The sequence below is a fragment of the Candidatus Eisenbacteria bacterium genome (genome assembly GCA_020847735.1).
In the GTDB taxonomy this organism is placed as follows: domain Bacteria; phylum Eisenbacteria; class RBG-16-71-46; order RBG-16-71-46; family RBG-16-71-46; genus CAIXRL01.
The window spans coordinates 116,399-142,095 of the sequence record JADLBL010000012.1 but is presented as its reverse complement, the minus strand read 5'-3'; the positions used below and the strand labels follow the sequence as shown (position 1 = coordinate 142,095).

Annotated in this window: 17 protein-coding genes and 2 tRNA genes; 9 read left to right on the top strand and 10 right to left on the bottom strand. The window is 71.9% G+C overall.

Annotated elements, in window-relative coordinates; genetic code table 11:
* The first annotated feature begins 405 nt into the window (after positions 1 to 405).
* Positions 406 to 609: a cold-shock protein gene (locus IT347_05745; GenBank protein ID MCC6349077.1), complete on the top strand. Its 204-nt coding sequence runs from the start codon at positions 406 to 408 to the stop codon at positions 607 to 609.
* 91 nt (positions 610 to 700) lie between these two features.
* Here the strand turns inward: IT347_05745 and IT347_05740 are convergent, their stop codons facing one another.
* On the bottom strand, positions 701 to 1,015 hold the full coding sequence (locus IT347_05740) for a DUF2087 domain-containing protein (GenBank protein ID MCC6349076.1): 315 nt from the start codon (positions 1,013 to 1,015) through the stop codon (positions 701 to 703).
* A 119-nt stretch (positions 1,016 to 1,134) separates the two neighbouring features.
* Between IT347_05740 and IT347_05735 the strand changes: the two genes are divergently transcribed.
* A complete protein-coding gene (locus IT347_05735; GenBank protein ID MCC6349075.1) occupies positions 1,135 to 1,635 on the top strand; it encodes a VOC family protein in 501 nt (166 codons plus the stop codon).
* Positions 1,636 to 1,704: 69 nt separating this feature from the next.
* Positions 1,705 to 3,747 carry a S9 family peptidase gene (locus IT347_05730; GenBank protein MCC6349074.1) on the top strand — a complete coding sequence of 681 codons (2,043 nt, stop codon included), beginning with the start codon at positions 1,705 to 1,707 and terminating at the stop codon, positions 3,745 to 3,747.
* Between the two features lie 70 nt (positions 3,748 to 3,817).
* On the opposite strand, the gene IT347_05725 is transcribed toward IT347_05730, so the two are convergent.
* The 6 genes from IT347_05725 to IT347_05700 all read right to left on the bottom strand — a co-directional run bounded on the left by IT347_05725 (position 3,818) and on the right by IT347_05700 (position 11,787).
* Complete coding sequence (locus tag IT347_05725) at positions 3,818 to 4,522, bottom strand: hypothetical protein (protein ID MCC6349073.1); 705 nt, start codon at positions 4,520 to 4,522, stop codon at positions 3,818 to 3,820.
* An 11-nt stretch (positions 4,523 to 4,533) separates the two neighbouring features.
* Complete coding sequence (locus tag IT347_05720) at positions 4,534 to 5,196, bottom strand: hypothetical protein (protein MCC6349072.1); 663 nt, start codon at positions 5,194 to 5,196, stop codon at positions 4,534 to 4,536.
* Between the two features lie 218 nt (positions 5,197 to 5,414).
* Positions 5,415 to 8,348 carry a protein kinase gene (locus tag IT347_05715; protein ID MCC6349071.1) on the bottom strand — a complete coding sequence of 978 codons (2,934 nt, stop codon included), beginning with the start codon at positions 8,346 to 8,348 and terminating at the stop codon, positions 5,415 to 5,417.
* 210 nt (positions 8,349 to 8,558) lie between these two features.
* Positions 8,559 to 9,425: a hypothetical protein gene (locus IT347_05710; protein MCC6349070.1), complete on the bottom strand. Its 867-nt coding sequence runs from the start codon at positions 9,423 to 9,425 to the stop codon at positions 8,559 to 8,561.
* Positions 9,426 to 9,689: 264 nt separating this feature from the next.
* Entirely contained in the window at positions 9,690 to 11,567 is a 1,878-nt protein-coding gene (gene pepF / locus IT347_05705; GenBank protein MCC6349069.1) for an oligoendopeptidase F, read from the bottom strand.
* A 131-nt stretch (positions 11,568 to 11,698) separates the two neighbouring features.
* Positions 11,699 to 11,787: transfer RNA gene (locus IT347_05700), tRNA-Leu, on the bottom strand.
* Positions 11,788 to 12,107: 320 nt separating this feature from the next.
* Here IT347_05700 and IT347_05695 point away from each other — a divergent pair.
* The gene (locus IT347_05695; protein MCC6349068.1) at positions 12,108 to 12,680 is read left to right on the top strand and encodes a hypothetical protein; all 573 of its coding nucleotides are present in this window, start codon (positions 12,108 to 12,110) and stop codon (positions 12,678 to 12,680) included.
* Positions 12,681 to 12,687: 7 nt separating this feature from the next.
* Here IT347_05695 and IT347_05690 read toward each other — a convergent pair whose 3' ends face one another.
* On the bottom strand, positions 12,688 to 16,164 hold the full coding sequence (locus tag IT347_05690) for a glycosyltransferase (GenBank protein MCC6349067.1): 3,477 nt from the start codon (positions 16,162 to 16,164) through the stop codon (positions 12,688 to 12,690).
* A gap of 134 nt (positions 16,165 to 16,298) precedes the next feature.
* Here IT347_05690 and IT347_05685 point away from each other — a divergent pair, with 134 nt between their 5' ends.
* The 4 genes from IT347_05685 (at position 16,299) to IT347_05670 (ending at position 20,784) form a co-directional block, all read left to right on the top strand.
* Entirely contained in the window at positions 16,299 to 17,915 is a 1,617-nt protein-coding gene (locus IT347_05685; GenBank protein MCC6349066.1) for a DUF853 family protein, read from the top strand.
* Complete coding sequence (locus tag IT347_05680; GenBank protein ID MCC6349065.1) at positions 17,915 to 20,089, top strand: hypothetical protein; 2,175 nt, start codon at positions 17,915 to 17,917, stop codon at positions 20,087 to 20,089. Before IT347_05685 ends, IT347_05680 begins: the two co-directional genes overlap by 1 nt.
* Before the next feature lie 74 nt (positions 20,090 to 20,163).
* Positions 20,164 to 20,239 (top strand) — tRNA-Ala (locus IT347_05675).
* 38 nt (positions 20,240 to 20,277) lie between these two features.
* Positions 20,278 to 20,784: a hypothetical protein gene (locus IT347_05670; GenBank protein MCC6349064.1), complete on the top strand. Its 507-nt coding sequence runs from the start codon at positions 20,278 to 20,280 to the stop codon at positions 20,782 to 20,784.
* A 67-nt stretch (positions 20,785 to 20,851) separates the two neighbouring features.
* On the opposite strand, the gene IT347_05665 is transcribed toward IT347_05670, so the two are convergent.
* Positions 20,852 to 21,448: a redoxin domain-containing protein gene (locus IT347_05665; GenBank protein MCC6349063.1), complete on the bottom strand. Its 597-nt coding sequence runs from the start codon at positions 21,446 to 21,448 to the stop codon at positions 20,852 to 20,854.
* Positions 21,449 to 21,720: 272 nt separating this feature from the next.
* Positions 21,721 to 23,673 carry a Flp pilus assembly complex ATPase component TadA gene (gene tadA / locus IT347_05660; protein MCC6349062.1) on the bottom strand — a complete coding sequence of 651 codons (1,953 nt, stop codon included), beginning with the start codon at positions 23,671 to 23,673 and terminating at the stop codon, positions 21,721 to 21,723.
* Between the two features lie 148 nt (positions 23,674 to 23,821).
* Here tadA and IT347_05655 point away from each other — a divergent pair, with 148 nt between their 5' ends.
* On the top strand, positions 23,822 to 25,588 hold the full coding sequence (locus tag IT347_05655; protein ID MCC6349061.1) for a SpoIIE family protein phosphatase: 1,767 nt from the start codon (positions 23,822 to 23,824) through the stop codon (positions 25,586 to 25,588).
* The last annotated feature ends 109 nt before the right edge of the window (positions 25,589 to 25,697 follow it).

Here is a 25,697-nt window from a genome sequence, read left to right as displayed (position 1 = left end):
CCCGCGAATCGCTGCGTCGCAGGGCTGGCCAGCTTCCTCGACGTGTCACCGACACGACTGCGTCGCTGGCCAGCCCTGCTCCTTGCGCTTCACGGGCATCCGTCACTCTCGGCTCACGGTTCATGAATAGGTCGGGCGAGGGGGAGCAGGCCGCGCGCCGGCCGCGCCCGGGGAGGCCGCGCACATCCGACTTGCGCCGGAGCCCCGGCCTCGCGCACACTGCCGTCCGTCGAAGCCGGGCTGATGTCTCGCTCCAGCGAGTGTGTGGCAGCTGCGGAGTTCCCTCGACCGCGGCTGCCCATTGCTTTTCGGGGCTCCGGCTCTCGGCCGCGCCTTCGCGTTCCGGGCGATCACCCGGATCGCACGTTTTGGCGGGGGGAGACCCCCGGGCACAAGGAGTTCGCAGTGGCGACTGGTACCGTGAAGTGGTTCAACGATGCGAAGGGCTTCGGCTTCATCTCCCAGGAAGGCGGCGACGACGTCTTCGTTCACTTCTCCGCCATCACGGGTGAAGGCTTCAAGACGCTCGCCGAAGGCGAGCGTGTGGAGTTCGACGTCGTGAAGGGCCCGAAAGGCCTGCAGGCGAGCAACGTCAAGAAGAGCGCCTGAGAACCACCGCCGTTCACGGCGCGGAGCGCGTGGCAGCGCGCTCCGCGCCGCGTCTTTGCGTCCCGCGGTCGCCCGCGTCGGGCGCCGCGCCTCAGGAGGCCGGCCACTCGCTCTCGGGCTTCAGCCAGTAGCGTGCGCCTCCGCCCTCCCGCGCGAGGTAGCCCCAGTCCACGAGCATGCGGCGCAGCATCGCCCAGTCCCCGAAGTCGTGCGCGTCCATGAGCACGAAGTTCACGTCCTTCTCGAGGTAGTCGCGGCCCGGTTCGAAACGACCGGCGAGCAGCCGGACGACGAGTCGCTGGGTCTTCTGTCGCGCGGGCCAGCGGACGACGCGGCCCTGCTCGTCGAGAAACGGCCGCAGCTCGCGCGGAACGGCGGCACGGTCGAACGGAATCGTGGGTCCCATGGCGTCTCCTCCTTCCCGGACCGGGAGGGGAGTCTCGCACGCGCGCCCGCGCGGCGAAAGCGCCGCGTGGACCCGCCCTCGAGCCTCGACCCGCTTCGTCCCTGAGGAGGAGTCCAGACATGGAACCGACCTACCGGATTCCCGACGGCGCCCGCGTCGGGCATGTCCACCTCAAGGTGTCCGACCTCGAGCGCTCGATCGAGTTTTACTCGCGCGTGCTCGGGTTCGAGCTGACCCAGCGCTTCGGAGACTCGGCCGCATTCCTCTCGGCGGGGGGCTACCACCACCACGTCGGGCTCAACACCTGGACCAGCCGCGGCGGGCCGGCGCCGGCGCGGAACGCCACCGGGCTGTTCCACGCGGCCTTCCTCTACCCGGATCGTGCCTCGCTCGCCGCCGCGCTCGCGCGCGTGCTCGAGGCCGGTGTGCGACTGCAGGGCGCCGCGGATCATGGCGTCAGCGAGGCCATCTACTTCGCCGACCCGGACGGCAACGGCATCGAGATCTATCGCGATCGGCCGCGCGAGGAATGGCCGCGCGAGGCCGACGGCACGCTGGCGATGGTGACCGATCCGCTCGATCTCGAGGCGCTGCTGCGCGAGGCGGGCGGCCCACGTTGACCCCGCGTCAACCGCGCCGCTAGCCTGCGGCGCCGAGCTTCGTCCACCCAGCACCGGAGACCGCCGCCCATGCGCGAGCAGGACCTGCTGCGCTTTCGCTGGATCGCCGATCCGCGCATCTCTCCCGATGGCAGCCGCGTCGCCTACACGCTGGTCAGCGTGGACGAGGGCGAGGACGAGTACCGGACGAACCTGTGGCTGTGCGACGTGCCGGCCGATGAGGGCCCCTCGCGGCCGCGCCAGCTCACCTTCGCGGGGCGCGACAGCCAGCCCCGCTGGTCGCCGGACGGGACGCAACTCGCGTTCACGCGCAAGCCGGAAGGCGAGGGCCCGCCGCAGGTGCACGTGCTGCCGCTGGCCGGGGGGGAGCCGCGCGCGCTGACCTCGCTCGGGGGCGGCGCTCACTCGCCGGCATGGTCGCCCGACGGTTCGCGCCTCGTCTTTCTCTCCGGACACAACCCGGAAGTGGATCAGCCCGGGCGCCCGAAGCCGAAGCATGCTCCGGCCCGTGTCGTCACCCGGCCGGAGTTCCGACTCAACGACGAGGGCTTCACGGACTGGGAGCACCTCGATCACCTGTGGGTCTTGGCGCTCTCCGGCGGCGAGCCCCGCCAGCTCACCTGCGGCGTCCGGTTCAAGGAGTCGGCGCCGGAATGGTCGCACGACGGCCGCTGGATCCTCTACCTGACGGACCGGCGCGAGGAACCCTGGTTCGGCGTTCCGCTCGAGCACAACGACCTGCGCGCGATCTCGCCCGACCTCGCCGCTCCGAGCGACGGGGCGGAGTCCGTCCTCGTCGCCGACATCGCCGGCCCGCTCGCGCCCTTCGCGCAGGGGCCGGAAGGGCGTATCGCCGCGATCGGCGGGATCCGCCCCGAGCCGCCGCGCTCGTACGACCAGAACGACCTGCTGCTGCTGCAGGGCGCGTGGCCCCTGCGCTCGGCGGAGGTGCTCACCCACGGAAGGGATCTCGCCGTCGGCGAGACGACCTCGAGCGATCAGCACCCGCCGCGCGGCGGCGGCGCGCTGCCGCTCGCGTTCACGAGCGACGGCGGCCTGCTGTTCGGTTACGGCCTGCACGGCGTCACGCGCGCCGCGCGGTTCGATCTCGCCAGTGGCCGCCTCGACGACCTGACCGGGCCGGAGGACGACGTGGTGTGCGGCTCCGCGAGCGCGGACGGCTCGCGACTGGCGCTGACCGTCGGCGGGCACCGGACGCCCGGCGACCTCGTCGTGGTGGATGTGAGCACGCGCCGGCGGACGGTGCTCCACCGGCCGAACGAGGAACTCATGGCCGGGGCGAACCTCGGCGAGGTCGAGGAGTTCTGGTGCGAGTCCTTCGACGGCCGCCGCGTGCAGGGATGGATCGTGAAGCCGCCGGGCTTCGATCCGGCGAAGAAGTATCCGCTCGTGCTCGAGATTCACGGCGGACCGCACGCGGCGTACGGCAACGCGTTCTTCCACGAGTTCCGCGTGCTGGCGGCCGCGGGATACGTCGTCGTCTACATGAACCCGCGCGGCAGCACGACCTACGGACAGGCGTTCGCGGATTGCATTCAGTACGCGTACCCCGGCGACGACTTCCACGACCTGATGGCGGCCGTGGACCACGTGCTGGCGCGCGGCTACGTGGACGAGTCGCGGCTGGGCGTCACGGGCGGAAGCGGCGGCGGTCTGCTCACCAACTGGATCGTCGCGCGCACGAACCGCTTCCGGGCGGCCGTGACGCAGCGTTGCGTCAGCGACTGGGCTTCGATGTACTACTCGAGCGACTTCGCGCTGCTGCGGCCGTTCTGGTTCCGGCGCGCGCCCTTCGAGGACCCGCTCGAGTACGCTCAGCGCTCGCCCGCGACGGACCTCGCGCGGGTCGAGACGCCGCTGATGGTGATCCACAGCGAGGAGGACTGGCGCACGCCGATCGCCCAGGGCGAGGTCATGTTCCGGGGCCTCAAGCAGCAGCGAAAGCCGGTCGTCATGGTGCGCTTCCCGGGCGAGAACCACGAGCTCTCGCGCAGCGGCGCGCCTTCGCGGCGCGTGCAGAACCAGCAGCACATCCGCCGCTGGTTCGACCGCTGGCTCAAGGACGTGCCCGCCCCCGAGTACGGCATCTGAGGGAGCGTGAACGCGCGCGGGCCCCGCTCCGGGAGGAGCGGGGCCCGCGACCACGAGCGGCAGTCCGAAGCTAGCGGTAGAGCGACTTGATCCGGCCCCAGGTCGCGCCCGTGGCCGGCGTCGGGCACTGCGTGTCCATCTTGCCGTCGTGCCGGTAGAGGTAGCCGGGAATGACGACGGTCGAGCGCCAGGTCATGCCGCCGGTCATCAGGCCCGTGCAGCCGTACTGGGTCATGCGCGGCAGCAGCGTCCCGCCGGTCCAGTTGAGCGAGCCCTCGATGTTGCCCGTCTCGAACGCGGTGAAGTTGTTCGACTGGACGAAGAAATCGGTGAAGCTGCCCGAGAGCAGCAGCGTCCCGTCCATGAAGTTCGCCGTGTCGGGCGGAAACGGCGCGAACGCCGACTCGGGCGTGAGGTCCTCGTAGAGTTCGAACGTGCCGCCGGTGAAGTGGGTCTCGTAGATCGTGGTGGACGGCGGACCGATCGCCACGGTCCCGTTCGAGATCAGGCCGCGCATGACGAACGTGTACTCGCGCGACGGGTCGGCGGCATTGAGGTCGCCGAAGGGCGCGTCGAACGCGCTGACGATGCCGACCATCTTGAACTCGCCGCCCATCGGGAGGTTGGTCGGCGTCGCGCCGGCCTGCCAGCCGTAGGCGGGGTCCCAATCAATGGGCGGGCCGCCGGCGAAGGCCGGGGGCACGAGCAGCAGCCCCGAAACAGCGAGCATGCCGAAGAACCGCGGAAGCGACCGGGATGTGCTGGGGATGCGCATGTTGTCGTCTCCTAGCGGTAGCGGGCCTTGATGCCGCCCCAGCTGCTGGCACGGGTCGGCACCGGTCCGAGGAAGTTCTGGCCGTCCACCTGGTGCAGGTAGCCATCCGGGATGGACAGGGCATTGCCGCTCGAGCCGGCGAACGTCCAACCGTCACGCTGGTAGAGCGGGAAGTTTCCGAGCTGCGAGCCGCCCGTGACCGTGTAGCTGGCGTTGTAGCTGCCGGTGTTGGTGGCGCTGTTGAACACGAACTGGAACCCGGTCAGCGTTCCGGTCAGGAAGAGCGTCCCGTCGGTGAAGCTCGAGGGGGCCGTCGCGTTCGGCGGAGCGGTCCCGTAGTCGGCCGCGCTGCCGGTCGTCTTGGAGTCCTCGTAGATGGACAGCGTGCCGGGGCCGTAATCCACGATGATGTAGGAGCCGACCGTCGAGCTGCTGATCGGGGTGAGGCCGCTGAGGACGTACGTGTACTGGTTCGACGACGTGTCCGCGACGAGCGGCGCGAACAGGCCGGGCACGGTCCCGATCCCGACGTAGCCGCTGCCGGCTTCGCCGAACGAAGCGGGATTCGGGTCGGGACTCTCGTAATCGAAGCCCACGTAGTCGAACAGCAACGTGTCCGCGATGGCCGGCGTCGCCAGTGCGAGCGCGGCCATCAGGGCCAACAGTGGACGCATACGGCGCATGAACACCTCCGGGGAGCGAGAGCCGCAAGTCGAGAGCGGGTCACACGAAGCCAACAAACCAGGCCGCACGCGGAATCCCTTCCTCCGCGTGCGTGACATGCGGTCGCCAGCCGGGGGCTGCGTCCATTGAGCGCTGGGGGGTTCGACCGGGATAAAGCCTAGAGGAGCCACCCGTGTGCCAACAAGGGAAATTGCCGTTCCAGCCGGCGCTATCCCGCCGCACCTGCCTCGAAACGGGCAAGTGCCTCGAGCGCTTCCGTGACGGCGGCCGGCAGTTCCAGGCCGGCTCCGGCGGCCCTGGCCTCGGCCCGCGCGGCTTCCCCAAGCTGCTCCGCGATCGAAGCGTCCGCGCGCTCGCGCTGCAACCGTTCCTCGGGCAGCAGCGGAAGCCCGAACGCCGCCCGCGCGCCATCCGCCGCGGCGCTCAGCCGCGCCGCCCGCCGGGCATCGCCGGCGCCCGCCAGCAGCCGGGCGGTGATCTCGATGGCGACGATCGCCTCGAAGCGCAGCTCCAGCTCGCGCGCCATCCCGAGCGCCGCGGCCGCCAGCATGGCCGCCTGCTCGACCCCTCCGGAGCGGGCCCACGTGTCCGCCAGTTCGACCAGCGCGTGACTGGTGAGCCGCTGGTCGCCGATCTCCCGCGCCAGGGCGAGCGCCTGCTCGAGCTGCTGCGCCGCTTCCTCGAGTCGGCCGAGCCGCGTCGCCGCGTAGGCGAGCCCCTGGCGCGCCATCGCCATGCCCCGTTTCTCGCCGAGCTGCGAGTAGAGCTCGAGGCTCTCGGCGTAGCGGTCGTAGGCCTCCTGCGGGTCGGCCCGGTAGACCGCGACCGTCGCGAGCGCGCTCATCGAGCGGGCGCGGCCCTTCGGGTCGTCCAGTTCGCGGTACAGGCGGTCGGCTTCGAGCAGGTGGGGCCGCGCCCCCTCGTGGTCTCCCAGGTAGAGCGCGAAGCCACCCGCGCGGACGTGCGCGTGCGCGAGCACGGACCCGGGGCACGCCCCGCCGGCCCGCGCGAGCGCTTCCTCGATCGTGCGGCGCGCGAGCGCGTAGAGCCCGCGCGACGACCAGTAGCGCCACAGGTCCGTGGCGAGTTCGAGCGCCGCGTCGGCCTCCTCGCCGGTCCGCCTCGCCCAGGCGAGGGCCGCCAGCAGGTTCTCGTGGTCGCCGTCGAGGCGCTTCAGCCACACCTGCTCGTCCGCGCGTCCGGGGCCGTGGGCGGCGAAGGACCGGGCGACTTCGAGGAAGGCGGCGAAATGCCGCGCCTGCAGCGCCCCGCCCTCGCCGGTTTCGGCGAGCCGGTCGAACGCGAACTGCCGCACCGATTCGAGGAACCGGTAGCGCGTCGGGTCGGTGTCCGTCACGACGACGACCAGCGACTTGTCCGCGAGGCGCGTGAGTCGGTCGAGCAGCTCGAACTCGTCGCCGCCGGGCGCGCAGACCGCGACCGCCTGATCCAGCGTCCAGCCGCCGGCGAACACCGACAGCCCTCGCAGCAGCTCGCGCTCGTCCTCGTGCAGGTGGTCGTGACTCCACTGTAGCGCCGCCAGCAGCGTCTGCTGCCGCGGCACCGCGCCGCGCTGGCCACCGGTCAGCAGCCGGAAGCGGTCATCCAGCCGCGAGCGGATCTGTTCGAGGCTGAGCATCCTCGCACGCGCGGCCGCGAGTTCGAGCGCCAGCGGAATGCCGTCCAGCCGGCGGCAGATTTCGCCGACGATCGCGGCGTTCACGTCGGAGAGCGTGAAGCCGGGATGGGCCTGGCGCGCGCGCTCGACGAACAGGGCGACCGCGTCGCTTTCCGCGACCTCCTCGGCGGTCGCGCCCGCCCGCGCGGCGGGTGGAGCGAGTGGCTCGACGTGCACGACCTGCTCGCCGGCGAGGGCGAGCGGCTCGCGGCTGGTGACCAGCAGCGCGAGCGCCGGGCACGCGCCGAGGAGATGGTCCGCGGCGGCCGCGGCCTCGGCCAGCACATGCTCGGCGTTGTCCACCACCAGAAGCGCGCGGCTGTCGCCGAGGGCGTCGGCGACGGTCGCCAGCGCGTCTCGCCCCGGTTCGGCCGTCAGCTCGAGCGCCCGCGCCACCGCCTCGCCGACGCGCGTTCCGTCGGCGAGCGGCGCCAGGTCCACGAAGCAGGTGCCGCCGTCGAAGCGGGCGCTCACGGACTCGGCGACGCGGATCGCCAGGCGTGTCTTGCCGCAGCCGCCGACGCCGGTGAGCGTCAGCAGCCGCGCGTGCTGCAGCGACCCGGCGAGCCGCTCGATCTCCTTCGCGCGCCCCACGAAGCTGGTGCGCTGGACCGGCAGTCGCACGGGCGCAGCCGGCGCCGCCGCCGCGGGCGCGCCCGCGCGTCCGAGCTGCGCCAGCGCCTCGCGCAGCGCGGCCCCGTCGCGCGGCCGCCCGTCCGGATCCTTGGCGAGACAGCTCGCGAGAAACTCGGCCGTCCCTCGCGGCAGCTCCGCGGGCAGCAGGGACCAGTCGGGCTCCGTGAACATCGCCGCGGCGCCCGCCCGGCCGAGATCGTCCCCGGGAAACGCCCGCGCGCCGCACAGGCATTCGAACAGCACGCAGCCGAAGGCGAACACGTCGGAGCGCGAGTCCTGCGCCGCGCCGAGCGCCTGCTCGGGGCTCAGGTATCCGGGAGAGCCGAAGACCCCCTCGACGGTCTCGTCCACCTTCCGGCGCGCGAGCCCGAAGTCCAGGACCTTGAGCCGGTCGTGTTCGCCGAACATGACGTTGAGCGGCTTGAGGTCGCAGTGAACGATGCCCTTCTCGTGGGCGGCGTCGAGCGCGTCGGCGATCGCCGCGCCGGCCGAGAGCGCCTGCGCGACGGGCAGCGCCCCACGCCCGAGGCGGGCGGCGAGGGTTTCGCCGTCCACGAACTCGAGCACCAGCGCGATCGCACCGCCCGCGAGCGGCTCGATGCCGTGGATCGTCGCGATGTTGGGATGGTTGAGTGACGCGAGCGCCAGCGCTTCGCGGCGGAAGCGATCGAGCCGGTCCGCGTCGCCGGCGAACTCCGCGGGCAGGACCTTGAGCGCGACCGTCCGCTCGAGGCGCGAATCCCGGGCGCGGAACACCTCGCCCATGCCGCCGGCGCCGAGCGGTCCGAGGATTTCGTACGGGCCGACACGGCCCGGCAGAGTCGTCAAGGGCAGGCCCCTGGGTGGATCGAGCAAGGACGCCGCCATCGTGGGGCCGGCGCCAACTTCACGCAACGGAACATGGGTCCCGCGGCGGCGGACGGCGTGCCGGCCGGGCCGCGAGCCTCGCGCGCGCGGTCGCGGCGGTCGCCGACGCGGCGCGAGCGCCGGGTGGGAGCCACCCGGCGCTCGCGCGTTCGGCGTCCGCGGACGCCCGGCTCAGGCCGTCACGATGACGAGCTGGCGGACCTTGCGGAACTCGCTGGCGTTCAGGATGTGCAGCTCCATGCGTCCGTCCACGAGCCGCAGTTCGTAGCTCGAGGGCGGCTGCGCCGAAAGGACGCGAGCCTTGGCGGCGTCGGTCCTGACGACCGTGTCCACATCGGTGTCGAGCGGCGTGCCCACGCCCGCCTGTCCGCTCGGCAGCAGGGTCTTGCCCATGCCCAGCAGGCCGCCGGAGGCGACGATCGCGCCCTGCTGCTTGAGCGCCTGCTTCGAACCGACGGCGCAGTACACGGTGGCCAGCTCCCTGCGGCGTTCCTCGAGCGAGGCGTCCCGGGCGACAATCGTCTCCTGGTTCTGCTGGACCTCGGTCTGCAGCGAGCCGACCTGGCCCTGCAGCGACTCGACCCGGGCCGACATCTCCTCGAGCGTCTTCTGCCGGTCGTCGAGCGTGCGGTTGAGGTTCGCGACCATGCGCCGCAGGCCGCCCACGCGCTGGCCCTCGGACTTGAGGCTCGACTCGAGCTGCTGGATGCGCTCGCGGCTGCGCTCGATGCTGGCCCGCAGCGTCGCGATGCGCTCGAGCGCGCGGCGGCCGTCGGGGCCCGCCATTTCCTGCTCGGCGGCCAGGCTGCCGGGCACGACCTGGAACGCGGAGTCGCGCGGGGTGATGACGTCGAGGCTGTCCTGGATCTCGGCGATCGCGTCGAGCGTGCGGTTGTAGCTCTGGCGCGAGGTCTCCTCGGCGGCGCTCAGGTCCTGGTACGCGAGCTTGGCGTGGTGGTTCTGGACCAGGAGCCACGCGCTGAGCCCGCCGACGAGCAGGAACGCGACGGCGAGCAGCGGGACCATGGGATTGCGCATGGATGGATACTCCTTCGGGTGGGCCGGTCATCTGGTCCGCGGCCCTCATCGGGCCGCGCGGTCGAGCCGTGGGGAGGCGACCATGCCGGCGCCCCAGAGCGGGCGGCGGCGCGGACGGACGTGCCTTTCCTACACCATCCGCGGCGGGAAATCTCCCGGAAAGCGCGCGCCGGTCGCGGGCCGTCCCGTGCAAAACCTGCGCAAAGCCGAACGGCGGCGGTCCGGGCCTGTCCGGAACCGCCGCCGCCGGGAGGTGGAACGCCGCTACTTCGCGGCCAGCAGCTTGTCGATCTCGTCCATGACCGAGTTCATTTCCTTCATCGCCGCCGCGAAGGGAGCCGACGTCGTCATGTCCACGCCCGCGTCCTTGAGCAGGTCGATCGGGTACTTGGAGGAGCCCGAACGGAGCAGGTTCAGGTAGCGATCGCGGGCCGCGGTGCCCTCGCCGTCGGCGCGCATCTGCGCGGCGATGGACGAGGACGCCACGATGCTGGTCGCGTACTGGTAGACGTAGAAGTTGTAGAAGAAGTGCGGGATGTACGACCACTCGACGCCGTACAGGTCGTCCACCTTGCAGACGCCCTGATCGTGGCCGTAGTAGCGCCGCACCAGGTCGAGGTACAGCTTCGTCATCGCCTCGCCGCTCAGCGCCTCGCCCTTCTCGGCCTTCTCGTGAATCGCCAGTTCGAACTCCGCGAACATCGTCTGGCGGAAGAGCGTGCCGCGCAGGCCCTCGAGGTAATTGCCGAGCAGGAACAGGCGCGTCGCCTTGTCCTGCGTGCGCCCGAGCATGTAATGGAGCAGCAGGTTCTCGTTCAGCGTGCTCGCCACCTCGGCCACGAACGTCGCGTAGTCGTGCGTCACGTACGGCTGGGCGCGGTCCGAGAGGAACGTTTGCATGGAGTGCCCGGACTCGTGCGCGAGCGTGCTGACCTCGTCGTACAGCCCGGTGAAGTTCTGGAGCTGGTACGGGTGCACGCCGTACGCACCCGTGCTGTAGGCGCCCGAGCGCTTGCCGGTCGTCGGGAACCAGTCCACCCAGCCGTGGGTGAAGCCCCAGCGGAGGGTGTCCACGTAGGACTGCCCGAGCGGCTGGACCGCCTTGAGCACGATGTCCATGGCCTGCTCCGGCGTGTAGTGCAGGTCCACCGACTGGACGAGCGGCGCGTACAGGTCCTCGTAGCGAAGCTGCTTCAGGCCCATCATGCGCTGCCGGAGTTTCAGGTAGCGATGCAGCGTCGGCAGGTTCTGGTGGACGTCGTCAATGAGCTGCGTGTAGACGCGCGTCGGGATGTTGTTGGGGAACAGCGCGGCCTCGACGCAGCTGTCGAAGTGGCGCACGTCCTTCTCGAACACGTGCGCCTGCACCGCCGCAGAGAGCGCGGCGCCATAGGTGCCCTGGAACTCCCGGTGGGCGCGGAAGAAGGCGCGGAACACCGTGTCGCGCACCGCGCGCGACGGCGACGCGCGCCATTCGGTGTAGGCCGCGTTGTCGAGGCGCACGCGCTTTCCTCCCGGCAGCGTGACCGTCGGCCAGGGAAGTTCGGCGTTGTCGAACACGCTGCGCACCGAGCCGCCCGCGCCGTACATGCGACCCGCCTCGGCGATGATCTTCTCGCCGGAGGCATCGAGCGTGTGCGGCGCGAAGCGCAGGACGTTGTCGAGGTAGGTGCGGAAGACCGCCAGACGCGCATCCGCCTTGATGAAGCCGTTGATCCGCTCGGCGCCGATCGCCAGCAGTTCGGGGTCCACCCACGAGACGGCCGCACCGAAGCGGACGCCGAGCTGCTCCGCTTCGTCGTTCATCTCGCGCGGCTTGGCGACGCGCGTGTCCTGGTCGGAAAGCTGGCTCGCGTAGGTGGCGAGCCGCGAGTAGTCGCGCGAGAAGTCCATCTGGTCCGAGAGCGCCCGGTAGAGGCTCTCGGCCGAAGCCCCGAGGTGCCCGCGGTGCGACTCGAGCACCGGCAGACGCGAGATGAGGTCGGTCTTGGCCTTCTGCCAGGCGTCGTCGCTCGGGTAGAGGTCGGCGAGGTTCCACTTGTACTTCGCCTCGACTTCCGAGCGCTCCCTGGCGGGCGCCGCGGGGGCGAACAACGCGAGGCCGAGCAGCGCGGCCAGCCAGAAGCACGAACGTGGCTTCATCGAGCGGTCTCCGGATGAGTGATGGAAAGGCGGGGAAGGAACCCGGGCACGCTAGCACCCGGGCTCCGGCTGCCGCCAACCCGCGCGACCAGCGGGGATCCCGAGGCCCCTGGCGCGGTTTCGCGGGCGATTGGTGCCGGAGGCGGGGGTCGAACCCGCACGCTGCTTGCGCAACTCCGGATTTTGAGTCCGGCGCGTCTGCCAGTTCCGCCACTCCGGCACCCGATGGAGCGCGGCGGCGAAGCTAAAGCGTTTCGCAGCGGCGGGCAAAGGCCCCGGACTTCATGCCGTGCGCGAGCCGGAAGCGCGCGGGCGTTCCGCGGGCGTCGTCGGCGGACAGTCCTCACGGGACTTGCGGGTGGCCCGCGACGGCGCGTGTGCACGCGTGCAAGGCGGGCCGCCACCTGTACCCCCCGGGACAACACGGGATCGCGGACTGGCGCCGATGCCCCGAAAAGCAGGACATTGGCGGCGGCACGGTGGCTGCATGAGGCGATGGACAGCCGAAGGCCGTGTTCCCCATTCGCAAAGGAGAGCCCGATGAACAAGCTCCTGTCGATTTCCCTCGCGGCGCTGCTCGGATTGTCGCTGGTCGCGCCCGATGCCGCCGACGCCGCCCGCGGGCGGGTCGTGCGCCGCGGTCCGCGCACCCGGACCGTCATCGTCGTGCGCCCGGGTCATCCGATCCACCGCCGGCTGCCGCGCGTCTTCGTGCACCGGCCCGGCGTGGTCGTGCGCGTCGCGCCGGCGGTCTTCCTGCCGCTCGTCGTCTGGTCGCCCGTCGTGGTCGCGCGACCCGCGCCCGACGCGCTGGTCTGGCAGGACAGCGAGTCGCTTTTCAAGGAAGAGGACTGGACCGAGACGGTGTTCGACTCGAACCAGCGCGGCACGAAGCTTTTCCTGGAGATCCAGTCGGGCCGCATGCAGTTCGACTTCGCGGACGTGGTGTTCGACAACGGCGACACGCGCGTCGTGGACTTCTCCGACAAGACGCGCGGCCCGGGTTTCTACTCGCTTCTCGACTTCGCCGACGGCCGCAAGGTGGACCACGTGCGGCTGATCGCGCGGGCGCGAAGCGACGAGTCGAAGGTCGCGCTGGTGATGCAGAAGTAGCGGGTTCCTACGACGGCTCGAGCGTCGCGGTGTTGCGACGCTCGAGCTTGTCCCAGCCGGCGAGGTGGCCGGTCAGGGCGGTGCGAAGCGCCCGCCAGACGACGGCGTACATGACCTGCCGGTAGACGAAACGCTGCCAGAACAGCCACCACAGCAGGCGCTTCCTTTCGCGCTCCATCCACACGGCGACGACGGCTCCGAGCAGCTCGAGCAGGAAGAAGAACAGGTAGAGGAAGCCGACCGTCGAGAGCGACTCGACCGCCTGCGGCAGGGGCTGCCAGTCCTGCGTGAGCAGCGCGCGCGTGAAGTATCCCTGCGCGACCGACACGAGCGTCACCAGCACCTGCAGGTCGATGATCGGCGACAGGGTCTGGAAGCCGATCTGGAAGAGCCACAGCGACGGCAGGGCGAAGCGGCCGAAGCCGCCGTGGCGTCCGAACGCGCCGCGGTGCTTCCACAGGCACTGCAGCGTGCCGAAGCTCCAGCGGAAGCGCTGACGGTACAGCGCCTGCAGCGAGTCGGGCGCCTCGGTGAAGCCCGCCGCTCCGGGATCGTTCTCGATCCGCCAGCCGCCGCGGTGCAGCCGCCAGGTGAGATCCATGTCCTCGGCCAGCGTGTCGCTGCGGAAGCCCCCGACGGACGCCACCGCGGAGCGGCGCCAGGCGCCGACGGCTCCGGGCACGACGGTGACGGCGTCGAGCAGTGCGTAGGCGCGGCGGTCCAGGTTCTGGCTCGTGATGTATTCGAGCGCCTGCCAGCGCGTCCAGACGTTGACGCGGTTGCCGACCTTGACGTTGCCGGCCACCGCCCCGACGTGCGGGTCGGCGAAGTGCGCGGCGAGACGGTCGAGCGTGTCGCGCGCGAACAGTGTGTCGGCGTCCAGGCACACCAGCACCTCGCCGTGCGAGGCTTCGATCGCCCGGTTGAGCGCCGCGGCCTTGCCGGCGTTGGCCTGGCGCAGCAGCCGCACGCGCGGATCGGCGCCAAAGATCCGCTCGACTTCGTCGGCGGTTCCGTCGCGGGAACCGTCGTCCACGACCACGACTTCGAGCGGCGCGAGCGAGCCGGCGAGCACCGCCTCGATCGTGCGGGCGATCACCGGCCGCTCGTCGTAGGCGGCGATGAGAACGCTGACCGTGGGGAGCGGCGCGTCCACCCGGCGACGCCGCCGCTCGGCGCGGCGGGCGAGCAGCGCGAGCACCGTCATGACGACCACGCGCGCCGCACCGAGCACGATGCCGGCGAGGAACGCCCACGACAGAAACGTGCCGACCCAGTAGAGGAGGTCGAAGGCGACGCGGTCGCCGCCGATCAGGGCGCGGTCGCGCACGCTGACCGGCGGCATGGCCTGGTCGCGCGAGAAGCCCTTGAGCTCCGAGACGCTGACGAAGCGGTATCCCTCGGCCTTCAGCCGCGGCACGATCAGGCGCAGCGCGGCGAGCGTCGCCGAGCGGTCGCCGCCGCCGTCGTGGAGCAGCACGACGTTGCCGTGTCCCGCGTGCACCTGTCCGATGATCTCGTCGGCGATCGCTTCGGGCGTACGCAGGCGGCCGTCGGAATCGCGCAGCCGCCAGTCCTGCGCGTCAATGTACTCGCCGACGGTGAAGTATCCGAGCGCGGCCGCGTCGAGCATCGGCTGCACCTCCTCGGCGCTCGTCGGCTCGGCGTCGGCGTTGTAGGGCGGCCGGAACATCAGCGTCGAGTGCCCGATGTCCGACTGCAGCGCCCGCTGGGTGGCGTTCAGCTCGAAGTGCACGCGGCGTTTCGAGACGGCGGCGATGTTGGGATGCGTGTAGGTGTGGTTGCCGATCTCGTGCCCTTCGTCCCACTCGCGACGGATCAGGTCGGGGTGGCGCTCGGCGTTCTCGCCGATGACGAAGAACGTCGCCGGCACGCCGAGTTCCCCCAGCGCGTCGAGGATGGCGGGAGTCCAGCGGCCGCTGGGGCCGTCGTCGAAGGTCAGCGCGAGCGTCATGGGGCGGAAGCCGCCGCGCTGGATCAGGTACGAGGTGGGGTACCGGCGGTAGGACTCGTCCGTATAGAGGCCCGAGGCCGGATCTCGGGCCAGCTCGCGGACGCCTTCCTGCGGCGCGGCCGCGACGGTGAGCAGCTCGCCGTCGCCCTGGAACTCGACGTCGTACGGAAAGCTGGTGCGCGCCAGCGCGGCCGAATCCGGCTCCGCGCCGGGATGCGAGCGGTCGAGGAAGGTCCAGAGCGCGGGATCCTCGGAGCCGAGCACCCAGACGGCGGCGTTGCCGGCGCCGCGCTCGGCGGCGATCCGCCGCTGGTTGGCGGCCGTGACGGCGTCGAGCAGCCAGACCTCGTGCTCGCGGCCCTGCTCGTCGTCGTACTCGAAGGTCGGATTCAGGGCCAGCGAGTCGAAGTCCACGACGTCGGCGGGGCGATCCTCGGGGCGGTAATCGGCGGCGAGAAACAGCGCCTCCTGGTAGGTGAGGCTCTCGGCCGGTGGCCTGCCCTCCGTCCAGTCGTAGGCGTAATTGCCGATGCCGACGACGAGCTTGTCGGCCGGAACCTTCGCGAGCGTGCGGTCGAGCACGTCGCGGAACCAGTCCACAGCGCACAGCGGTCCGGCCTCGCCGGCCATGAAGTGCTGGTCGTAGGCCATGAGGACGACGAAGTCCACTTCGCGCGCGACCGCACCGGCGTCGGGCACGTTGCCCTCGGCCTCGAGGTCGGCGCTGATCGCGAGCCCGGCGGGCCGCAGCACCCGGGCGAGACGATGCAGGAACGCCGGCACCAGCCGCGTGTCGGATTCGGAGAGGTTCTCGAGGTCCAGGTTGACGCCGGCGAAGCGGTGCTGGACCAGCCAGTCGCGCAGCTCGACGGCGAGCGCCTGCTGGTTCGCCGGCCGCGTGAGGATCTCGTGCGCCAGTCGCGTGTCGAAGACGCCCTCGTGGGCGTTGCTCAGCACCGGCATCACCTGGATGCGGTGCTCGTTCGCGATCCGCAGCACGTCGCGGTTGTGCGGCGTCCACGCCAGGTTCCAATCGCGCGTATCGAGGCTCCTCGCGTCGGCGCCGATCCGCAGCCACAGTGGAAACAGGTGGGTGAGATGCGGGGCGTTCGCGCGCAGCGAGTGCAGCCCGGTCTCCTGCCAGGTGGCGTAGAAGGCGGCGACGATCGTCGGTGGCGCGGCGGCCGTGCGCCTGGCACCCGAGCGCGTGCGGCGCGCCTCGCGTGCCTCGCGGGCCGCTTCCTCGAGCAGGCGGCGGCGGGCGTTCGCGAGCAGGAAGCGCTGCGGATCCGTCGCCGGCCGGGGAGCCGCCAGGTGGGGGCGAAGCGCGCGGCGCATCGGTTCCGACAGCCCGAGGGTGCGCGGCAGCACCGGGATGGCGACCAGGCTGAGCAGGAACACGCCGGCGATCGCGAGGAAGACCGCACCGAGGGCGACCGCGACGCGCAGCGTCCAGCGGCGCCGGCGGCCGGTCGGATCGTGGAAGACGGGTCGGGTGTCGGCCTTCATGCGGCGCCCACCCTACATCGTCCGCGAAGCGCGGCGTCAGCCGCGCGTGAAGCCGCACGGGCTCGCCGTCGCCCCGGGTGCCGATTCGCGGGATATCCTCTAGCATGGCGATTCCGCCCACGGAGGATCACCGCATGGACCCGAAGGTCATCGAAGACGCGCGCGCCGCCTTTCCGTCGGGCGCCGGCACGGTCGCGCTCGGCGCCATCCTGCACGGCGGCGAGTGCCACCCCGAACCCCTCGCCACGCTGCCGCTGGCGATGGCCAATCGTCACGGCCTGGTCGCGGGCGCGACCGGAACGGGCAAGACGCGCACGCTGCAACTGCTCGCCGAGCAGTTCTCGGCCGCGGGCGTGCCGGTGTTCCTCGCCGACATGAAGGGCGACGTCTCGGGCATCGAGCAGCCCGGCCCCGGTGGCGAGCGGGTGGCGAAGCGCGCGGCGGAAACCGGCTGGGCGTGGAAGGCGGCCGGCTTTCCGGTCGAGTTCCTGAGCCTGACCGGAGTCGGCGGCGCGCAACTGCGCGCGACGGTTTCGTCGTTCGGTCCGCTGCTGCTCGCGCGCGTGCTCGGACTCAACGACACGCAGTCCAGCGTGCTCTCGATGGTCTTCAAGTTCGCCGACGACCGGCACCTGCCGCTCCTCGATCTGTCCGACCTGCGCGCGGTGCTCCAGTACCTGACCGGCGACGGCGCCGCCGAGCTCGAGTCCTACGGCGGCATGAGCAAGGCCACGGTCGGCGTGCTGCTGCGCGAGCTGGTCGAGCTCGAGCAGCAGGGCGCGGCGCGGTTCTTCGGCGAGCCGGAGTTCGAACTCGACGACCTGCTGCAGCTCGAACCCGATGGCCGCGGGGTCATCAGCGTCCTCGAACTGTCCGACCTGCAGGACCGTCCGGCGCTGTTCTCGACCTTCATGATGTGGATGCTGGCGCGACTCTACGGCGATCTGCCCGAGGTGGGCGACGTCGAGAAGCCCAAGCTCGTGTTCTTCTTCGACGAGGCGCATCTGCTGTTCGACGACGCGAGCAAGGGGTTCCTCGACCAGGTGCAGCAGGTCGTGCGGCTCATCCGCTCCAAGGGCATCGGCGTGTGGTTCGTCACGCAGAGCCCCAAGGACGTGCCGGGCGAGGTGCTCGGCCAGCTCGGCAACCGCGTCCAGCACGCGCTGCGCGCCTTCACGCCGGACGACGACAAGGCGCTCAAGGCGGCGGCACGCACGTTTCCCAAGACGGCGCACTACGACGTCGAAGAGACGCTGACGACGCTCGGAACCGGCGAGGCGTTCGTCACCGTGCTGACGCCGAACGGCGCTCCGACGCCGCCCTTCGCGGTGCGCATGATCCCGCCGGCGGCGCGCATGGGGCCGCTGACGCCCGACGAGATGAAGGCCTCGCTCACGGCCTCGGCGCAGGTGAAGGAGTATTCGGCGCCGGTGGACCGCGAGAGCGCACGCGAGATGCTGGCCGCGCGCATGGCGGGCGCGGACACGGCGGCGGCTTCGGCGCCGGACTCCGCGCCGGCGCAGGGCGGTGGCGCGGGCGAGAAGGCCGCCGAGGTGATCGGCGGCGCGGCGGCGCTCGCGGGCGCGCTGTTCGGCTCGCGTCTGGTGCGCGACGTCGCGCGCACCGCGACGCGCGAAGTGGCCCGCGGCGCGCTCGGCGCGCTGCTCGGCGCTCCGCCGCGGCGGCGCACGACGCGGCGGCGGACGACGGCGAGCCTGGCGGGTTCGCTGCTGCGCAACCTGATCCGCTGATGCGCGCGCGCCGCCGGCCCGCGGCGGTCGCCGCTCGCGCCCGCGGAACCGGCGGGGGTGCGACATGGGCGCCGCTGGGGCTGGCGCTGCTGGCGGCGACGCTGCTGCAGTGGCCCGCGCTCACGAAGCCGTTCTTCGCCGACGACTGGCTGTTCCTCGATCAGGCGCGGCTGAAGTCGCTGCCGGCGGCGCTCACGTCGCCCGACCCGATCGGCAACTACTTCCGTCCGCTCGGCCGGGTGTCGTGGTTCTGGTTCGTCGGCCGCGCGGGCGGCGAGTCGCCGCTCGTCTTTCACGTCGCGAACCTGCTGCTCTGGCTGGTTTCGATCGCGCTGCTGTGGGCTCTTGCGCGCCGGCTCGGGGGCGCGCGCGTGGCGGCGGTCTCCGCCGGGATCTTCGCGCTGACCTACGCGGCGGACGTGCCGGTGATGTGGGCCTCGGGCGCGCAGGATCTGCTCGCGCTGGCGCTCGCGCTCGGCGGCCTGCTCGCGGCGGCGCGCGGCCGCATCGTGACCGCGGCGCTGCTGCTGTTCGCCGCGCCGCTCGCCAAGGAATCGGCCGCGGTGGCGCTGGCGCCCGCCCTGCTGCTGGCGCGCTGTCCCGGCGAACGCGCCGCGACGGCGCTCGGCCGGTGCTGGCCGCTGATCGCGGCGACGCTCGCGTGGGCGGCGCTCGCGCTCGCGGTTCTGTCGCGGCGCCACGATCCCGGCTCGGCGCTGGCGCTCTCGCCATGGGGTCCGGTCGCGGCGCTGGCCGGCGTCGTGCGCGTCGCGCTCGGACTCGAGTGGCGCGCCGGCGGCGCGCCGTGGATTCCGCCAGCGCTGCCCGGAGGGGCGACGCTCGCGGCGCTCGTCCTGGCGGGGCTCGGCGCGGCGCTCGTCCCGCGCGCCGGGACGAACCGCGCAGGCGGGCCCGCGCCGGTGGGCGGCGCGCCGGCGCGCGGCGCGCAGGCGCGCGGAACCGCGGCCTCCGGCGCGGGGACGTCGAACGCCGCGGACGGACCCGGCGTGTCGCCGTGGAAGACGGTGGCCGTCTGGATCGTCGCCGGAGCGCTGCCGGTGGCGCTGGTGGCGCCGCTCTGGAGCTCGTACTACTTCCTGTTCGCGATGGCGGGGGTCGCGCTGGCCGCGGCACTGGCGACGAGGCGCGCGCCGGCGGGCGTCGCCGCCGCGGTCGTGCTGCTGGCGGGCTTCGCCGCGCAGCAGGCGCGCGCGCTCGACGAGTTCGCGACCGCGCCCTCGTCCTGGAGCGGCCAGTCGCACGTCAGCCGTTTCTACCTCGAGCGCGGCATGGCCGTGACGGCGCAGTGCGTCTCGGACCTGCGCGCGGCGCACGCCACGGTTCCCTCCGGCAGCCGGTTCTTCTTCTTCGGCGTGCCGGCGTTCGCGGCGGTGCAGGTCGGCGACGGGCCGCTCGTGCGCGGCGTCTATCGCGACACGACGCTGCGCTCCTACTACGGTTCGGCGTTCCGGCGCGAGGTGCTCGGCCGCGGCGCCGTGTACACCTTTACATGGGACGCGCGCGAGCGCCGGCTCGTGGACCGCACCCAGGAGGACGCACTGTGGTTCAACCTGGGCATCGGCTACCTGCTGGGCGGGCACCCGGAGGCGGCGGTGGACGCGTTCGAGCAGGACCTCGCCTCCGCGCAGGCTCCGCCGCTTTCGCGCTTCGCGCTCGCCATCGCGCGCACGGCCACGGGCGACACCGCGGGCGCGCGCGCGGACCTGCTGGCACTGCGGTTCGCTCTCGGCCGCGACGCCGGACGCGCCGGGGAAGGGGCGAGGCGCGCCTTCGAGGCGGGCGATTCGGTCAACGCCCTGCGCTTCGCGCAGGTGGCCGCCGCGCTCGCGCCCTACGATCCCGTGCCGCACATCGTGCTCAGCCGGCTCTACGCCCCGCACGAGGAACGCCGCGCGGGCGCCGTCCTCGAGGCGCGCGCAGCGGTGGCGTTCGCGCCCGGGTACGCGGGCGCCTGGCGCAACTGGAGCCTGGTGCAGAGGCAGTTCGGCTACTACCCCGAAGCGCTGGGCTCGCTCGAGCGCTACTTCGAGCTCGACCCGACGGCCGTCCGCGAGGACGCCGAGGCGGTGCGCTGGAGGGAGGAGCTGAAAGCGCTGATGCCCGGAGGCGTTGGCGCGCAGCGGGCGATGAAGGGCGACATCGCGCTGCCCTGAGCGGTTCCGACACGGTCCGAAGTTGACGCGTGAAGGGCCGCTGGGGTAATAGATTGCGGCCCGAAACTCCAGGTGGGGCTGTAGCTCAGCTGGGAGAGCGCTTGACTGGCAGTCAAGAGGTCGACGGTTCGATCCCGTTCAGCTCCACCACTTTCTTCCGGCCGCGCCGAACCCGGGGAGGTTTGCCGATGGTCTACGTCCTGATCCTGCTGGCGGCCGCGTCACGCCTGCTGCCGCACCCGCCGAACTTCGCACCGGTCGCCGCCATCGGGCTGTTCGCCGGCGCCACGCTCGACCGCCGGGCCGCCTGGCTGGTGCCGTTCGCGGCCGTGCTGCTGAGCGACGCGATCATCGGCTTCTACCACCCGGTCAGCATGTTCTGGAACTACGCCGGGCTGGCCGCCTGCCTGTTCCTCGGCTCGGCGATCCTCGGCCGGGCGCGCTCGCTGCCGCGCTTCGCCGGAGCGACGCTCACGAGCTCGCTGGCGTTCTTCGCGCTGTCGAATTTCGGCATGTGGGCGAGCGGCTACTATCCGCGCACCGGAGCGGGCCTGGTCGAATGCTACGTCGCCGCGCTGCCGTTCCTGCGCAACACGTTCGCGTCCGACGTGCTCTACACCGCGGCGCTGTTCGGCGGCTGGGCGCTGCTGCGCGGCGCGCTGGAGCGACGCTCCCAGGACGCCGCTCGCGCCTGACCGCTCCCGCCATCTGAAGTGCGACGCCCCGGCCGCGCGCGGCCGGGGCGTTCGCGTGCGGTGCGCTTCAGGAGTCCGAGCGCGGCGCGGGGGTCGGCCCGGGCTCGTGAGGAAGCGCGGGCGCCGCGACCAGCGTCTCGATCACGCCGCGGGTCGCGGGCGACAGCCAGTCCACCTCGCCGGCCTGCGCGACCGCGATCCGGCCGCCGCGGTCCACGACGTAGGTGAACGGAATGCTCGGGCAGGGAAGTTGCCGCTCGAGCTCGTGGCGGGGATCGAGCAGGACGGGCAGGCGCAGGCGCAGGCGGGCGACGTAGCGGGCGACGGAAGGGTAGGGGTCGAAGCAGACCACCAGGACGCGCACGCTCCCCGGCGGCAGCGCGCGGCGCAGGGAATCCAGCCCGCGCGCCTGCTCCGCGCCGCGGCGTTCCCACGGCGCCCAGTAGTGGACGAGCAGGACGCCCTCCCCCGGCGCGAGGTGTTCGCTGCCCGCGGGCACGGCCGCGAGCCACGCGTCGAAGTCCGCCGCCGGCCGCGGGCCTGCTCCGAGCGACAGCGGCAGCGCCTTCGCGCCCGGCTTCTGGACCGTGAACAGCTCGCCGCGCCAGACCGCGAGCGACGCGACGACCGCGAGGGCGACGGCGGCGAGCGCGCGGTACCTCACGCTGCCGCCTTCGCGAAGCGGCCTGTCTCGTGAGGCCCCGCGCTCCACGCCGGCGCGAGGAGACTCCCGGCGCGGCGCGTGTGCGCCGCGTGGCGGGCGTCGCGCCGGACATGCGGCACGCGTGAAGCGGACGAGATCGCGACGCGAGGGCGACGGAACACGCGGAGCCTCCGGGAGTGGCGTGAGGGCGCCCGCAGTCTAGGCACTCGGCGGAGGTGGATTCAACGCGCGCGTGCGCCTCGCTCGCGCGCCGTCGCCGCGCGGATCGCCGGCTACCCGGCCTTGCGCAGTCCCGGCGGCAGGTGCGTGAAGCGCGAATCGCTCGGCCGGTGGGCTCCGGTGCGTGCGCGGTTCTCGAGTCCGCACGACGGGCAGAAGCGCCACTCGCCGTCGAGCCGCTTGTGGCAGCGCTCGCAGTGTTCGCCCACGAACGTTCCGCAGGACGGGCAGTACTCGTAGTCCTTCGAAACGACGCCGGTGCAGTGAGGGCAGACGCGCACGCCCTGCTCGGGCAGGTAGACGACACGCGAGACCTCTTCGAGCGTCGTGCGGCCCGAGAGGATCTTGCCGAGGCCGTCCTCGCCGATCGGTCGCATGCCCGCCTCGATCGCGCCCTTGCGGATGTCGGCGTCGGGCGCGCCGCGCATGATGAGCGAGCGGACGCTGTCGTCCACCTCGAGGATCTCGACGATGCCGGTGCGGCCGGAGTAGCCGGTCTCGCGGCAGTGCGGGCAGCCGGCGCCGCGATGGAGCTGGATCTTGCCGGTCGCCGCCGCAAGGTTGCCGGCGACGCGGTTGAGCTCCGAAGCCTCGACCTCGTAGGCCGTCGTGCAGCGGGGGCAGATGGTGCGCACCAGGCGGATGCTGACCACGCCGAGCAGCGAGGAGGCGACCATGAACGACTCGAGCCCGAGGTCCACCAGCCGCGTGACCGCGCCGGCGGCGTCGTTCGTGTGCACGGTGCTGAGCACGAGGTGGCCGGTGACCGACGCGCGGAACGCGATCTGCGCGGTCTCGTGATCGCGGATCTCGCCGATCATGATGACGTCGGGATCCTGGCGGAGGATCGAGCGCAGCGCCGCGGCGAACGTCTTCTTGGCCTTCTCGTCCACCTGCACCTGGTTGATCCCCGGCAACTGGAACTCGACCGGGTCCTCGACGGTGGTGATGTTGCGCGTCACGTCCTGGACGTGGCGCAGCGCGGCGTACAACAGCGTGGACTTGCCGGAGCCGGTCGGGCCGGTGACCAGCACGATGCCCTGCGGCCGCTCCAGGAAGCCCTTGAGCCGGCCGAGCTCGCGCTCGTCCAGTCCGATGGAGTCGAGCGAAACGCGCCCGCCGCCCTGGTCCACGACGCGCATCACGACCTTCTCGCCGTTCGTGAGCGGCAGCGTCGAGACGCGCATGTCCACGCGGCGGTCGCCGATCTCGACGACCAGGCGGCCGTCCTGCGGCTGGCGCTTTTCGGCGATGTCGAGATTCGCGATCACCTTGAGGCGCGAGACGATCGCGCTCTGTGTCCATTTCGGTAGGCGCTGCTCCTCGCGAAGCAGGCCGTCCACCCGCAGACGGACGACGAGCTCGTTCGCCTGCGGCTCGATGTGGATGTCGCTGGCGCGCTCCTCGACGGCGCGGTGCAGAAGCCAGTTCGTGAGCCGGACGATCGGGCGGCCCTCGGCCTCCTTGAGCAGCGAGTCCACGGCCTCGCGCTCGTCGTCCTCCTGCACGGCGTTGACCACGATGTCGTCGTCGCGCTGGATGATGCTCCGGATCACCTCGTTCATGGAGTTGTCGAGGTGGTAGTAGCGCTCGATCGCGTCGAGGATCTGCGAGGCGCCCGCGAGCACCGGCTGGATGAACATGCCGGCATGGAAGCGCAGGTCCTCGAGCGCGGCGACGTTGAGCGGGTCGGCCATCGCCACGGTCAGCGCCTTCTTGCCGACCTCGACGGGGATGGCGACGTACTTGCGTGCGAGCTCCTCGGCGATCTTCGCCAGCGCGTGCTCGTCGGGGACGGTCTCCTCGAGGTCCACGACCGGGAGACGGAGCTGCTTCTGGAGCAGCGCGACCAGGTCGGGTTCGCGAACGAACCCGAGCGACAGCAGCGCGGCGCCGAGCATCACGCCGGTGCGCTTGTGCTCCTCGATCGCCCGCGCGAGCTGCTGCTCGTCGACGAGTCCCGCCTCGGTCAGCATCTCGCCGAGACGCTTGTGGTCGTTCGCCATCCCTGGGTCCACGGTGAAGGTTGGGGTCGCCGGCCGTTCGCCCCGGGGGTATCGGCCCGGCGGGCACGCGGATTGAGCGCGCGAAACGGGCCCGTCGCGCCGCCGCGCCAGGCTTGGCCCGCGCCGGCCTCCCTGCTAGCGTGCGTGCGTGAGCGAACCCACCTCGACGTCCCTGTCCGGGCCGGCCGACGCGGCACTGCCGCGCATCTCGGCGCAGTCCCTCATCGGCCCGGAGGGAATCAGCGGCCCGCATCACCTGCTCGATCTGCTCCGTGCGGCCACGCTGCTGTGCGGCAAGCTCGTGGACTGCGAACAGGCGCGCATCTGGGTCGCGCGCCGCGGCGGGCGGCGGCTGGTCGCGCGCGACTTCCCCGACGGCGCCGGCGCCCCGCAGGAGCGGCGCCAGGGCGCGGGCGAAGGCCTCGCCGGCTGGGTGATCGAGCGCGGCCGGCCGCTCCGTCTCGCCGAGGGGGAGGCCCCTCCCGAGGGGCTGCGCGGCCCGCGCGCGCCGTTCCGCTCGGCGCTCGTCGTCCCGCTGCTGCGTCGCGGCGAAGCCTTCGGCGCGATCGAGTGCCTGGACAAGCGTGCCGGCGACTTCACCGACGCGGATTTCGACCGCCTCGAGGTCGCGGCGGAAAGCGTCTCGTTCGCGCTCGACTACGCGCTGCTCTACCAGCAGATCGAACGCCGCGCGCTGGAGAAGGGCGTGCTGCTCGACATCACGCGCGCCCTCGCGGCGCCGTTCGACCTCGAGGAGGTCATCGAGGCGATCATGCAGTCGCTGCGGCAGGTCGTGGACTACGACGCGGCCGCCGTCTACCTCGTGGACCGCAAGACGCGGTCCCTGGAGGTGGTGAGCGAATCGGGCTACCCGGAAGGCTCCGAGGAAGCTTTCGGCCTGCAGATCGGGCAGGGCATCGTCGGTTGGGTGGCCAAGACGGGCGAGGCGGTGATCGTGCCGGACGTGCGCAGCGATCCGCGCTACGTGACCGCCAGGCCAGAAACGCGCAGCGAGCTCGCGGCGCCGATGGTGGTCGAGGGTCAGCTGATCGGCGTCTTCAACCTCGAGAGCGACATCGGCGACGCCTATCACGAAGGGCATCTGGAGCTGCTCTCGGCGTTCGCCTCGCAGGCGGCGGTCGCGCTGCAGCGCGCGCGCATCGGGCGCGACCTGCTGGAGCGACGTCGCCTGGAGCGCGAGCTGGCGATCGCGCGCGACATCCAGCGCTCGTTCCTGCCGTCGGCGGCGCCCGACGTGCCGGGATTCGATCTCGCCGGCACCTCGATCTCGCACGACGAGGTGGGCGGCGACTACTACGACTTCATCCCGGTCAGCCAGTCGCGCCTCGGGCTGGCGATCGCCGACGTCTCCGGCAAGGGCATTCCGGCGGCGCTCATCATGGCCGGCTTCCGCATGAGCCTGCTCGCCGAGATCCGCAACGAGTTCGCGATTCGCGCGGTGATGCGCAAGGCCAGCCTGCTGCTGCACGAGAGCACGGAGCGCAACAAGTTCGTGACCGCGTTCTACGGCGTGCTCGACTGGAAGACGGGGGTGTTCATCTTCAGCAACGCGGGCCACAATCCGCCGCTGCTCATTCACCGTGACGGCGGTTGCGAGAAGCTCGTCGAGGGCGGCGTCGCGCTGGGGGTGCTGCCGGACGCCCTGTACGAGGAGCGGCCCATCGTCGTTCAGCCCGGCGACGTGCTGGTGCTGTACACCGACGGCGTGAGCGAGGCCGAGAACGAGCACGGCGAGCTCTGGGGCGAGCTCCGGCTCGAGGATCTGGTGCGCCGTCACTCGGACGCGCCAGCCGCCGAGATCCTCGACCGCATCGTCGCGGCGGTGACCGAGTGGGCGGGCGAGAAGGGCGCCAACGACGACGTGACGTTGATCGTCGTCCGACGGCTCGGCTGAGCGGCGTCGGCCGATCGCGCGACGACCCGGGCGACGCGGCCTCGCCCCGCACGGAGATCGGGCGCGAGGTTCACGCGTTACTTGAAGGCCGCGGGTATTGACCCTGCCG

Bases quoted from the DNA above. Each gene is read 5' to 3' on its own strand.
- IT347_05690 (MCC6349067.1), bottom strand. From the start codon at position 16,164: ATGAAGGCCGACACCCGACCCGTCTTCCACGATCCGACCGGCCGCCGG.
- IT347_05725 (MCC6349073.1), bottom strand. From the start codon at position 4,522: ATGCGCATCCCCAGCACATCCCGGTCGCTTCCGCGGTTCTTCGGCATG.
- IT347_05710 (MCC6349070.1), bottom strand. From the start codon at position 9,425: ATGCGCAATCCCATGGTCCCGCTGCTCGCCGTCGCGTTCCTGCTCGTC.
- tadA (MCC6349062.1), bottom strand. From the start codon at position 23,673: ATGGCGAACGACCACAAGCGTCTCGGCGAGATGCTGACCGAGGCGGGA.
- IT347_05720 (MCC6349072.1), bottom strand. From the start codon at position 5,196: ATGCGTCCACTGTTGGCCCTGATGGCCGCGCTCGCACTGGCGACGCCG.
- IT347_05680 (MCC6349065.1), top strand. From the start codon at position 17,915: ATGCGCGCGCGCCGCCGGCCCGCGGCGGTCGCCGCTCGCGCCCGCGGA.
- IT347_05670 (MCC6349064.1), top strand. From the start codon at position 20,278: ATGGTCTACGTCCTGATCCTGCTGGCGGCCGCGTCACGCCTGCTGCCG.
- IT347_05685 (MCC6349066.1), top strand. From the start codon at position 16,299: ATGGACCCGAAGGTCATCGAAGACGCGCGCGCCGCCTTTCCGTCGGGC.
- IT347_05730 (MCC6349074.1), top strand. From the start codon at position 1,705: ATGCGCGAGCAGGACCTGCTGCGCTTTCGCTGGATCGCCGATCCGCGC.
- IT347_05695 (MCC6349068.1), top strand. From the start codon at position 12,108: ATGAACAAGCTCCTGTCGATTTCCCTCGCGGCGCTGCTCGGATTGTCG.
- IT347_05735 (MCC6349075.1), top strand. From the start codon at position 1,135: ATGGAACCGACCTACCGGATTCCCGACGGCGCCCGCGTCGGGCATGTC.
- pepF (MCC6349069.1), bottom strand. From the start codon at position 11,567: ATGAAGCCACGTTCGTGCTTCTGGCTGGCCGCGCTGCTCGGCCTCGCG.
- IT347_05740 (MCC6349076.1), bottom strand. From the start codon at position 1,015: ATGGGACCCACGATTCCGTTCGACCGTGCCGCCGTTCCGCGCGAGCTG.